Source organism: Pseudomonas fuscovaginae SE-1 (genome assembly GCF_000364705.1).
Classification (GTDB): domain Bacteria; phylum Pseudomonadota; class Gammaproteobacteria; order Pseudomonadales; family Pseudomonadaceae; genus Aquipseudomonas; species Aquipseudomonas fuscovaginae_A.
Window position 1 is genome coordinate 23,905 of sequence record NZ_AQOH01000060.1, and the last position, 11,157, is coordinate 35,061.

14 protein-coding genes are annotated in these 11,157 nt (G+C 61.3%); 3 read left to right on the forward strand and 11 right to left on the reverse strand.

Going from position 1 to position 11,157, the window contains the following annotated elements:
- Positions 1-9 precede the first annotated feature (9 nt).
- Together rnt and pyrC are read right to left on the reverse strand one after the other, a co-directional pair.
- Positions 10-687, reverse strand: a complete 678-nt coding sequence (gene rnt / locus K675_RS0106810; protein ID WP_017902760.1) for a ribonuclease T — start codon at positions 685-687, stop codon at positions 10-12.
- The gene (gene pyrC, locus K675_RS0106815) at positions 684-1,730 is read right to left on the reverse strand and encodes a dihydroorotase (protein ID WP_017902761.1); all 1,047 of its coding nucleotides are present in this window, start codon (positions 1,728-1,730) and stop codon (positions 684-686) included. The genes rnt and pyrC overlap by 4 nt, the downstream gene beginning before the upstream one ends.
- A gap of 156 nt (positions 1,731-1,886) precedes the next feature.
- Here pyrC and K675_RS0106820 point away from each other — a divergent pair, with 156 nt between their 5' ends.
- Both K675_RS0106820 and K675_RS0106825 read left to right on the forward strand, forming a co-directional pair.
- Positions 1,887-2,852, forward strand: a complete 966-nt coding sequence (locus K675_RS0106820; RefSeq protein ID WP_017902762.1) for a flagellar protein MotY — start codon at positions 1,887-1,889, stop codon at positions 2,850-2,852.
- 129 nt (positions 2,853-2,981) lie between these two features.
- A complete protein-coding gene (locus tag K675_RS0106825) occupies positions 2,982-4,199 on the forward strand; it encodes an argininosuccinate synthase (RefSeq protein WP_017902763.1) in 1,218 nt (405 codons plus the stop codon).
- A gap of 161 nt (positions 4,200-4,360) precedes the next feature.
- Here K675_RS0106825 and K675_RS0106830 read toward each other — a convergent pair whose 3' ends face one another.
- Complete coding sequence (locus K675_RS0106830) at positions 4,361-4,900, reverse strand: hypothetical protein (RefSeq protein ID WP_017902764.1); 540 nt, start codon at positions 4,898-4,900, stop codon at positions 4,361-4,363.
- Between the two features lie 90 nt (positions 4,901-4,990).
- Entirely contained in the window at positions 4,991-5,167 is a 177-nt protein-coding gene (locus K675_RS32925; protein ID WP_157383916.1) for a hypothetical protein, read from the reverse strand.
- A 647-nt stretch (positions 5,168-5,814) separates the two neighbouring features.
- On the opposite strand from K675_RS32925, the gene K675_RS0106835 reads away from it, so the two are divergent.
- On the forward strand, positions 5,815-6,441 hold the full coding sequence (locus K675_RS0106835) for a response regulator transcription factor (protein WP_010445030.1): 627 nt from the start codon (positions 5,815-5,817) through the stop codon (positions 6,439-6,441).
- 122 nt (positions 6,442-6,563) lie between these two features.
- Here K675_RS0106835 and K675_RS0106840 read toward each other — a convergent pair whose 3' ends face one another.
- The 7 genes from K675_RS0106840 to K675_RS0106870 all read right to left on the reverse strand — a co-directional run.
- The gene (locus K675_RS0106840; RefSeq protein ID WP_017902767.1) at positions 6,564-6,743 is read right to left on the reverse strand and encodes a PA3496 family putative envelope integrity protein; all 180 of its coding nucleotides are present in this window, start codon (positions 6,741-6,743) and stop codon (positions 6,564-6,566) included.
- A 107-nt stretch (positions 6,744-6,850) separates the two neighbouring features.
- Entirely contained in the window at positions 6,851-7,489 is a 639-nt protein-coding gene (gene nth, locus K675_RS0106845) for an endonuclease III (protein WP_017902768.1), read from the reverse strand.
- A 7-nt stretch (positions 7,490-7,496) separates the two neighbouring features.
- Positions 7,497-8,102: an Rnf-Nqr domain containing protein gene (locus K675_RS0106850; RefSeq protein ID WP_026144992.1), complete on the reverse strand. Its 606-nt coding sequence runs from the start codon at positions 8,100-8,102 to the stop codon at positions 7,497-7,499.
- Complete coding sequence (locus K675_RS0106855) at positions 8,095-8,694, reverse strand: RnfABCDGE type electron transport complex subunit G (RefSeq protein WP_017902770.1); 600 nt, start codon at positions 8,692-8,694, stop codon at positions 8,095-8,097. The genes K675_RS0106850 and K675_RS0106855 overlap by 8 nt, the downstream gene beginning before the upstream one ends.
- Positions 8,691-9,683, reverse strand: coding sequence for an RnfABCDGE type electron transport complex subunit D (locus K675_RS0106860; RefSeq protein WP_017902771.1), 993 nt, complete (start codon positions 9,681-9,683; stop codon positions 8,691-8,693). Before K675_RS0106860 ends, K675_RS0106855 begins: the two co-directional genes overlap by 4 nt.
- Positions 9,670-10,875 carry an electron transport complex subunit RsxB gene (gene rsxB, locus K675_RS0106865; RefSeq protein ID WP_017902772.1) on the reverse strand — a complete coding sequence of 402 codons (1,206 nt, stop codon included), beginning with the start codon at positions 10,873-10,875 and terminating at the stop codon, positions 9,670-9,672. The genes K675_RS0106860 and rsxB overlap by 14 nt, the downstream gene beginning before the upstream one ends.
- Positions 10,872-11,157: Rnf-Nqr domain containing protein (locus K675_RS0106870; RefSeq protein ID WP_017902773.1), on the reverse strand; the 286-nt coding region annotated here is incomplete at its 5' end. The genes K675_RS0106870 and rsxB, both read right to left, overlap by 4 nt.

Here is an 11,157-nt window from a genome sequence, read left to right on the forward strand (position 1 = left end):
CGAGCAGGATCAGTCGTTGAAGTCTTCCCAGCCGCCCATTTCCTTCCAGCGGTTGACGATGCCACAGAACAGCTCGGCGGTCTTTTCGGTGTCATAGCGCGCCGAGTGGGCTTCGCGACCATCGAAGTCGATCCCGGCGGCCTGACAGGCCTTGGCCAGGACGGTCTGGCCGTAGGCGAGGCCGGCCAGGCTGGCGGTATCGAAGCTGGAGAACGGGTGGAACGGGTTGCGCTTCATGTCCAGACGCGCCACGGCGGCGTTGAGGAAACCAAGGTCGAAGCTGCTGTTGTGCCCGACCAGGATCGCCCGTTTGCAGCCGTTGGCCTTGAGCGCCTTGCGTACACCACGGAAAATGTCGGTCAGCGCGGTTTCCTCGCTGACGGCCATGCGCAACGGGTGATCGAGCTTGATCCCGGTGAACTCCAGGGCTGCGGCCTCGATGTTGGCGCCTTCGAACGGCTCGACCCGGAAGAAGTGGGTGTGCTCGGGGAACACGAAACCGTCTTCATCCATGCCGATGGTCGTGGCGGCGATTTCCAGCAGGGCGTCGGTGGCGGCGTTGAAGCCGCCGGTCTCTACGTCGACGACGACCGGCAGATAGCCGCGAAAGCGCGCGGCCATCGGGTGGCGGGGGCCGCCCGAGGCACCGTTGCCTTCCAGTTCGTCGTCGAAATGATCATCACTCACAGGGTTTCCTCCAGCAGGCGCCAGCGCAGTTTTTCACCGGCGCGCAGCGGGATCACGGACAGCTCGCCAAACGGCAGGCTGGCCGGGGCGGTCCATTCTTCGCGAACCAGGGTGATGCGCTCGCTGTTCGGCGCCAGGCCGTAGAAGCGCGGGCCGTGCAGGCTGGCAAAGCCTTCGAGCTTGTCCAGGGCATTGCGCTGTTCGAAGGCCTCGGCATACAGTTCGATGGCCGCGTAGGCGGTGTAGCAACCGGCGCAGCCACAGGCCGCTTCCTTGGCGTGCTGGGCGTGGGGCGCCGAGTCGGTGCCGAGGAAGAACTTTTCGCTGCCGCTGGTGGCGGCGTCGAGCAGGGCCGACTGGTGCGTGTTGCGCTTGAGGATCGGCAGGCAGTAATAATGCGGCCGGATGCCACCGACCAGCATGTGGTTGCGGTTGTACAGCAGGTGGTGGGCGGTGATGGTCGCGCCGACGTTGTCCGAGGCCTCGTTGACGAACTGCACCGCATCGGCCGTGGTGATGTGCTCGAACACCACTTTCAGGGTCGGGAAGCGCTCGACCACGCGACGCATGTGTTCGTCGATGAACTGCTTCTCGCGGTCGAACACGTCGACTTCGCTGCGGGTCACTTCGCCGTGCACCAGCAGTGGCATGCCGACTTCGGCCATGGTTTCCAGGACGGCAAAGATCTTGTCGACGCTGGTCACGCCGGAGTCCGAGTTGGTGGTCGCGCCGGCCGGATACAGCTTGGCCGCGTAGACGAAGCCGCTGGCCTTGGCGGCGCGGATTTCCTCGGGCTGGGTGCGGTCGGTGAGGTAGAGCACCATCAGCGGTTCGAAACGGCTGCCGGCCGGCCGCGCCGCGAGAATGCGCTGGCGATAAGCATCGGCTTCGGCGGCGTTGCGTACCGGAGGCACCAGGTTTGGCATGATGATGGCGCGGCCAAAGGTGCGCGCAACATCCGCAACAGTGTGGGGTAACGCAGCACCATCGCGAAGATGGATATGCCAGTCGTCGGGACGCAGCAGGGTCAGGCGGTCGGACATTGGGGATTCCAGGCGGGTCGAACTCAGGGGAATGCTACCGGAAAAGACTCTCTCAGGCACTCGCTATCAAGTTTTGCCGGATGCAACCGATATCCCGAAAGCATGGCGTAGAAGTCGTACGCCAGTCTCACAGCCGTAGAACCATTGGAGCCTCCCGTGCGCCAGCGTTATTTAGCCCTGCTCAGTATGTTTGCCAGCCTGCCGGCCATGGCGTTGACTTTCCAGACCCGTCTGGAGAGCATCGAGTGGAAGGTGGAAGGGGACAAATTCGAGTGTCGGCTGACTCAGCCGATCACCGACTTCGGTGCCGGCGAGTTCGTGCGGCGTGCGGGCGAGCAGGCGATTTTCCGGCTCAAGTCGAACAATCACGTGCTCGGCGGTGGTTCGGCGACCCTGTTGGCCGCTGCGGCGCCCTGGCAGCCCGGGCGTGGTGACATCAACCTGGGCACGGTCAAAATCAACAATGGCGACGTGCTGTTCAACAGTTCCCAGGGCCAGGCCGGTGGCCTGTTCCACGGTCTGCTCGAGGGGCGTAGCCCGCTGATACGTCACTATTCGCGCGAAGGCGGCGTTTCCGAAGTGCGCCTGCTGCCGGTGAAATTCAACCAGGCCTACAGCGACTTCCAGAGCTGCACTGCCAAGCTGCTGCCGAAGAATTTCGAACAGATCAAGCAGGCCGAGATCGGTTTTCCGGATGGCGGCATCGAACTCAACGCGCAGGCCAAGGTCCAGTTGCAGGGAATGCTGGACTTCATGAAGGCCGACCCGACCGTCAACCATATCGAACTCGACGGGCATTCCGACAACAGCGGCAACCGCCTGACCAACCGCGACCTGTCGCGCCGGCGCGCGCTGGCGGTCATGGATTTCTTCAAGGCCGCCGGTATTCCGGAATCGCAGATCGTCATGCGCTTCCATGGCGAGCGCTATCCGCTGGTACCCAATACCAATCCGGCCAACCGGGCGAAGAACCGCCGGGTCAACATCCACCTCGAGCGTGCCCCGGAGGCGCCTCCCGCACCGGCTCCCGCTGCAACGGCTCCCTCTGCACCGGCTCCCCAGAAGCCTGCCGAGAAGCCGGCGCCGACCGCAGCGGCTGGCAGCGCAGCGAGGACATCCTGAAACGGCTGTTCTCGTCGCCCTCCCGACATTATCTGTCGCTTTGACGTCCTTCGCTGTCGCGCCTCTGTAAATCCACGTGGTTGGCCGGTAGAATCGGCCCTTTCCGTACAACCCCCGTGGAGTGATGGCATGGCCGACGTAAAAAAGGTCGTTCTCGCGTATTCCGGCGGCCTGGACACCTCGGTGATCCTCAAGTGGCTGCAAGATACTTATAACTGTGAAGTAGTGACCTTCACTGCTGACCTGGGTCAGGGCGAAGAGGTCGAGCCGGCCCGCGCCAAGGCACAGGCCATGGGCGTCAAGGAGATCTACATCGACGACCTGCGCGAAGAATTCGTTCGCGACTTCGTGTTCCCGATGTTCCGTGCCAACACCGTCTACGAAGGCGAGTACCTGCTGGGTACTTCCATCGCGCGTCCGCTGATCGCCAAGCGCCTGATCGAAATCGCCAACGAAACCGGCGCCGATGCCATTTCCCACGGCGCCACCGGCAAGGGCAACGACCAGGTTCGTTTCGAACTGGGCGCCTATGCACTCAAGCCAGGCGTGAAAGTGATCGCACCATGGCGCGAATGGGACCTGCTGTCCCGTGAAAAGCTGATGGATTACGCTGAAAAGCACGCCATCCCGATCGAGCGTCATGGCAAGAAGAAATCCCCGTACTCGATGGATGCCAACCTGCTGCACATCTCCTATGAAGGCGGCGTGCTGGAAGACACCTGGACCGAGCACGAAGAAGACATGTGGCGTTGGACCGTCTCCCCGGAGAACGCTCCCGACAAGCCGCAGTACCTGGAACTGACCTACCGCAACGGCGACATCGTCGCGCTGGACGGCGTCGAGATGACCCCGGCCACCGTGCTGGCGACCCTCAACCGTATCGGTGGTGCACACGGTATCGGCCGTCTGGACATCGTCGAGAACCGCTACGTGGGCATGAAGTCCCGCGGTTGCTACGAAACCCCAGGCGGCACCATCATGCTGCGTGCGCACCGGGCGATCGAGTCGATCACCCTGGACCGCGAAGTCGCTCACCTCAAGGATGAGCTGATGGCCAGGTACGCCAGCCTGATCTATACCGGCTACTGGTGGAGCCCCGAGCGCCTGATGCTGCAACAGATGATCGACGCTTCGCAGGTTCATGTGAACGGCGTGGTTCGCCTGAAGCTGTACAAGGGCAACGTGATCGTGACTGGTCGCAAGTCCGACGAGTCGCTGTTCGATGCCAATATCGCAACCTTCGAGGAGGATGGCGGCGCCTACAACCAGGCCGATGCTGCCGGCTTCATCAAGCTCAACGCACTGCGCATGCGCATTGCGGCGAACAAGGGACGCAAGCTGTTCTGATCCCGCGTCTGCGCGCAAAGAACCCGGCCATGCAGGCCGGGTTTTTTTCGAGCGATGGGCAGGGGCCGGCCGCAAGGGCGTGATGCTCTGTGGCGCCGCCCGTCCGTCTCGGCGGCGAGGTATCGCGAGACTGGTCAGGCGTGACCAGGCGGCGCTTGGGTTCAATCCTGGTGTTCCTCCCGAGGGTGGTGGAGGTCGAAACGGTAGCTCTTCGCCAGTTCCCACACCTGGCGCACACTCAACTCCAGCGTCTGCGCAATTTCCGGGGCGGTGTATCCCAAAGCCGCGTAGTGCATGGCGTGGCCGGCGATCACGTCATCGTCCTGCGAGCCGTCCGCTGCCGACAGGTAATGACGGTACCTCCTGGCAGCAGCCAGCGGGCGCCGTTGAGCGATTTGCAGTCCCTGGTCCCGGGCCATTCTTTTTATTTCGTGCTTGTTCATCTTCAACGAATATTGCAGGGCATAAATTCCTGCACCTTTCGTTATCAGATCTTTCAGAAGTTCAACCTTCCTTGTGTATTCCTCCTCTGTTTCGGTGGTTTTTTCCGGGGTGCCTGCTGTTGTGCGATGGTTTGTGGAAGGCTCCTTTTTTGCGCTGGTTTCTATCGTTCCACCACTCTTGATGAATTCACTGATGGCCAGTTCCAGCTCGTGAGGTTTACAGTGATTGTTGTCTTTGTTTATCTTGGCGTTTTTCATGATATATAGCCTGCTCGTGGAAGGGGATAGGCTGTAATGGGGTTTTCTGCGGGGAGGCCGGGCAAGAGGGCTCCTGTTTTCAAAAAAAAGCTAGCGGCAGAAGTATTTGCTTGCAAGTAAAAAGCATGTTGTCCAGTTGCCAGGTTTTTCTGAGGTTGGCAAGTTTCCATGTTTGGGTAAGCGTTCTTTTGCTGGTGTAGTCCGTTTCTTTGAGTTTTCCTGTTGTGAATATTTGCTGTCTGCTTTTTTATGTTTTTTGATTGTCATGGTTTTTCTCGAGGATATTTGTTTGATACCTCTGGGTGACTCCTTGCGTACTCCAATGCGGCCGTCGAAGCGCGCTTCTGTCGAGCAGATAAACTCTTTTTCGTCGAGTTTGTGTAATTAAATGATAAACATGTTCGTTGCACGGTCCTGGTCGTTGCGCAACATCCCGTCATGGCCTGTTCAGGCTGGGAAGTGCCCCGAGGGGCTCGATGCGGGGCCGTTTGGCGCTGGAGGCCGGTATTTCGAGAGGTTTCCAGAATTGCCGCCGGAGGCGCGGGTTATTTCTTGTTGCAGAAAACCAATGGACATTCAGTGCCCGGCATCTCTAAGGTTGATGTGTAATAAGCAAGGTGTAGTGAGTCGCATGTTTGTTCATTTTGTTTATTGGCGCCTTCTGCCGCTTCATGAGGCGATGTCGGCGCAGCGAGCCGGATGCTTGTAGCGCAGAATCTTCGGGTGGAGTCATCATCACCTCGATCTTGAAAACGGTACTTTTCTTGTGGTGCTTTTTTTGTAGGGCAATTCCTTGTTGTTTGTAGGGAAGGTCTTTGGCTGATACTGCCTGGGGTAGGCGCTATGCCCAGGAGGTTGTGACTAGGCTATTGTGCTGATTCTGAAAATTCGAACAGCGAAATTTGGACTTGCCCATGAATAAAGTGCTGATCGTGGATGATCATCCCGTCATTCGTCTTGCCGTACGTATGCTGATGGAACGGCATGGCTACGAAGTCATCGCGGAGACGGATAACGGCGTGGACGCCTTGCAACTGGCGCGAGAGCATACGCCGGACATTGTTATACTCGATATAGGAATTCCCAAGCTGGATGGGCTTGAAGTGATTGCCCGTCTAACTTCAATGGGGCTCTCTTTCAAGGTGCTGGTGTTGACCTCACAGGCCCCCGGTCATTTCTCCATGCGCTGCATGCAGGCGGGGGCTGCCGGTTACGTGTGCAAACAGCAGGACCTGACCGAGATGCTCAGCGCCATCAAGGCCGTTCTGTCCGGCTACAGTTACTTCCCCAACCAGGCATTGCACACCGTGCGTTCCAGCATGGGCAACGCCAGCGAGGCGGATATGGTCAACCGGCTGTCCGGTCGCGAGATGATGGTGCTGCAACAGCTGGCCAGGGGAAAGAGCAACAAGGAAATTGCCGATGGCATGTTCCTGAGCAACAAGACCGTGAGCACCTACAAGACACGCCTGCTGTTGAAGCTGAATGCCCGTTCCCTGGTCGACCTGATCGAGCTCGCCCAGCGCAATGGTCTGGTTTGAGCGCCGTTCCGGCGGTGTGTGGGAGGCGTCGGCAAGGTCAGAATGACAAGGGCGGGACGACAAGCCTGTCGTCATAGCCAAAAGCCTCCGGACCGGAGGCTTTTGATGGAATGCTCACGTTACTACAGGTCGAAATCGTAATCAGCCAACTGCTTTTGCAGGCGGCGTTCTTCCAGCAGGTTGTCGATGGTGCGCCGCTTGCTCAGATTGGTCTTCGCCACCTCTACCTGAGGCTCCGTTTCGTCCGAATCGACCTGTATCAGGTCGTCCTCTATATCCAGTGCTTCTTTATCGGTACTCATAAAGTCAACTCCGGGCTAAGACTGCCGTTGGCGCTCCTTATATCGATAATTACCGGTTGGGTAAAAAAGATTTTTTCAATCGACTTATCAATAATACTAATGGAGGCTCAATCGTCGGATGTCTTGTGCTTGTATTCGCACAGATCCTCGATTCGGCAACTGCCACAGCGCGGCTTCCGGGCCTGGCAGACGTAGCGTCCGAGCAGGATCAACCAATGATGGGAGTCGAGCAGGTATTGTTTTGGCACGAACTTCATCAACTGTTTTTCCACTTCCAGTACATTCTTCCCGGGGGCCAGCCCTGTGCGGTTGCTGACTCGGAAAATATGCGTGTCGACGGCCATGGTCGGCTGTCGGAAAGCGGTATTGAGTACCACGTTGGCGGTCTTGCGGCCAACCCCGGGTAATGCCTCCAGGGCTTCACGGGTTTGCGGCACCTCGCTGTCATGCAGCTCGATCAGCAGGCGGCAGGTTTCGATGACGTTTTTTGCCTTGCTGTTGTAAAGGCCGATGGTCTTGATGTACTCGGACAAGCCTTCGACCCCGAGCGCGTAGATCGCTTCGGGAGTATTGGCGACCGGGTACAGCCGCGCCGTCGCCTTGTTCACGCCGACGTCGGTGGCCTGGGCGGAAAGAATCACGGCAATCAGCAATTCAAACGGTGACGAGTACGCCAGCTCGGTCTTGGGCTCCGGATTGTCCTCGTGGAGCCGACGGAAAATTTCCAGGCGTTTGGCGGCATTCATGGGGCAGTCATTTCCTTTGAAGCTCTCGGTGTGAGGTTGGACGCAGGGGCCAGGCTTGTTTCAGGGCCAGCAGCAGACCGAGCAGGATAAAGGCCCCCGGTATCAGTCCGGCCAGGTGCAAGCCGCTCGTTGCGGCGAATACCCTGACAGGTCCTGGGGTCGCCGAGCCGGTCCACCATTGCAGGTGGGCGAACAGCGTTCCGTTCGCCAGCAGTTCGCGCAGCAGCCCCAGGCAGATCGACAGGATGCCGAAGCCGGCGAACAAATGTACATTTTCTCTCAACCCGCCCGGGCGGAAAAAGCCCAGGTGTTCCAGGGCCAGGCATTGCGCGCCAAGCACGGTCAGGTAGAGGCCCAGGGCCTGCTGCAACTCCCATGACCAGGCCTGCAGCGCCAGCGACACCAGGCTGATGCTGGCCGCGGCGAGGAGGGCCTGTGCCGGCCATCTCAGGCTCGTATTGAGCCAGGGTTTCAGGACGCGGCTCGATGTCCCGTAGAGGACCGCCACCAGCAGGCTTGCCAGCCACAGGGATGCCGCCTTGATGAGGGAGTCGCTGGCTCCGAGCAGAGGGGCAAGCATCAATGAGCCTGGCAGCAGTGGGCTTCTATTCATGGGCCGGCTCTCCCAACAGTTGCTCGCGGTGCTCGTCGAAGTAGCGCAGGGCGTCATGGGTCGCCTCGACGGCTGCCCGTGAAGTGATCGTGGCACCGGCCATCTGATCGAATTGTCCGCCGTCCGTTTTCAGTCTCCAGGCCGTGTCGGTGGGATCCGTGCGCGACTTGCCGAGAAAGGTGTCCAGCCAGGAGCCGCCATCCTCGGCAATCCTGGCGCCCAGTCCGGGTGTTTCCCGGTGCGACAGGGTTTTCACGCCCAGCAGCCTGCCGTTCGGGTCGATACCGATCAGCAACTCGAGCGGCCCGCCGTAACCCTGAATTCTGCTCTGGAGCACGATGGCCACCGGTTTTCCCTGCTGCAGCATCCGATAGCCTTGAGTCAGGTTGCCACGGGCCTGCTCACTGGCGCTCAATACCAGCGATTGATGCCCATATTCACCGGGTGGTAGCACCTGGGCCAGCGTTCGTGTCTGGATAGCCAGTTGTTGCGCCTGGATGCGCGGGGTCACTTGTCTTTGCAGCCCCCAGGTCAGGCCTGCAAGCAGTGCTGCCAGGACGATCACAACCACCACCGAGCCGGTTCCGTTCATGGCGTGATGTGCTTGTCGCGACGGGATGACCAGCGCTCCATGGCCGGCACCGCCAGATTCATCAGCAGGACGGCGAAGGCCACGCCATCGGGATAGCCACCCCTGGTGCGGATGAGATAGGTGAGCACCCCGACGCCGGCGCCAAACAGCAGGCGGGCTCTGGCTGACGAAGGACCCGAGACCGGTTCGGTGGCGATGAAGAAGGCCCCGAGCATGGTCGCGCCACTCGACAGGTGAAACAGGGGGGATCCGCTGGAGTCCGAACCGCTGCCGTTCCAGCCGACCAGGCTGGCGAGGAACAGGCCGGCCAGCATCCCGACCGGGGCATGCCAACTGAAGACTTTCTGTCTCAATAGCCACAGGCCGCCGACGAGAAAGGCCAGGTTGACCCACTCGGTGCCCTTGCCGCCCCAACGACCGAAAGCGTCATGGCTGGCGAACAGTTCTTCCATGGTCAGGCTTTTATTGAGCCGCAGGCTGTCGAGGGCGGTCGCCTGGGCCCAGGCGTCGGGCTGGCCGGCCAGTTGCAGGCCGAATACCTGCTGCAGGCCGCCGAGCAGGTCCAGGCCATGGGACGCCGGCCAGTGTGTCATCGGCTGCGGGAAACTCACCAGCGCCAGGGCATAACCGAGCATCGCCGGGTTGAAGGGATTCTTGCCGATGCCGCCGTACAGGTGCTTGCCCGCCAGCAGGGCGCCAGCGCAGGCGAACACCGCCAGCCACCATGGCGCGTAGGGTGGCAGTGCCAGGCCGAGAAGGGTGGCGCTGACCAGCGCGCTGCGGTCTTGCAACGCGGGCCGCAGCGGACGTGCGCGCAGCCGCAGCACAGCGGCTTCAGTCAGCAGTGCGGTGCACGCGCACAGCAGCAGGTTGATCAGCACGCCCCAGCCATACAGCCCGAACAGCACCAGTGCGCCGGGCAATGTGGCGAGCAAAACCCACTGCATGGCCTGTCGGATGCGCTTGTCCGGCAGATCAGGGCGCGACATGGACATCGACCTGGCGCTGGGCCTCCTCGAGCCTGCGCTGGGCGTCGCTCAGCTCCTGCGCCGAGGTATCGGGGTGGCGCTGCAGTTTGCCGAGTTCGGCACGGGCGTAGGCCAGTTCGGTTTTCAAGACCCTTAGTCGAGGATCGATCGGCCTTTTTTCGATACGAACCAGATCGGGGGCCGGTTTCCCGGAGGTATCCTCGGCGGCATGCAGGTCGCGCTCGGCCTGTGCGAGCGCGGCGCTGAGGAGGGCGACCTGCTCGGCTGGCGCCGTATTCGCCTCGGCCTTCTTCAGCTCGGCGCGGCGCATGGCCAACTGGATCTTGGCGTGCTTGAGTTCGGCATCCTGAGGCGTCGCAGGCGCCGGGGTGGCGGGAGCGGCGCTTTCCAGGCGGGCAAGGGCCCGTTCCGCGGCTTCGAACTGTTGCTGCAGCACCACCAATTGCGTGGCCTGCTCGGCAGTCGGTGGATGGCCGAAGGCCTTCAGGGATTTGTTCAACTGCGCACGGCTCATGGCCACGTCGATCCTGGCCTTTTTCAGCGCGGCATCGGAGTCCAGTGCCTTTTGCGCCTTGACCCGTTCCAGGGCGGCCTTGACCGGGTCGCTTGCCGTGGCGTCGGTTTGCGCCGGGCGTGCCGCCCTGGCCTGGCGCTCGGCATTGCGCCGTTGTTCCTCGCCCTGCAGCCGGGCGTTGTGCCGGTCGAAGCGGCGCCGGGCACGCGCGCGTTTTTCGCTGCGTGCCTGCTGTTGCCCAGCGTCCTGGGCCAACCCGCCGATGATCGGCACGACATTGGCCGGCAGCGGATGCATTTCGATGCAGTCAACCGGGCAGGGCGCGACGCACAGGTCGCAACCGGTGCATTCGTCGAGGATCACCGTGTGCATCAGCTTGGCCGCGCCGACAATGGCGTCCACCGGGCAGGCCTGGATGCACTTGGTGCAACCGATGCATTCCGCTTCACGGATGAAGGCAACCTGCGGCGGCGCGGTGCCACGTTCCGGGTCCAGTTCCAGGACCGGCACCTGTAGCAGGCTGGCCAGCGCCGCGATGGTTTCGCTGCCGCCCGGTGGGCACTTGTTGATGGCTTCGCCCTTGGCGATGCCTTCGGCGTAGGGCTTGCAGCCCTGGTGGCCACATTTGCCGCATTGGGTCTGCGGCAGCAGTGCGTCGATGTGTTGGATCAGGCTCATGACTTGAACAGTCCGTTGAAACCGAGAAAGGCCAGGGCCATCAGGCCGGCGCTGATCAGTTCGATCGGCAGCCCGCGAAACGGCAGGGGCACTTCCTCATGATAGGTACGCTGGCGCAGGTCGTGGAACAGAACCAGGGCCAGCCAGAAACCCAGGCCGCCGCCCAGGCTCGACAGCGCCGCATGCCCTGGGCCGTGGTCATCCTGGGTGGCGATCAGGGCCAGGCCGAGAATGCCGGCGTTGCTCAGCAGCAACGGCCACAGCCGCTCGAACGGCAGGGCC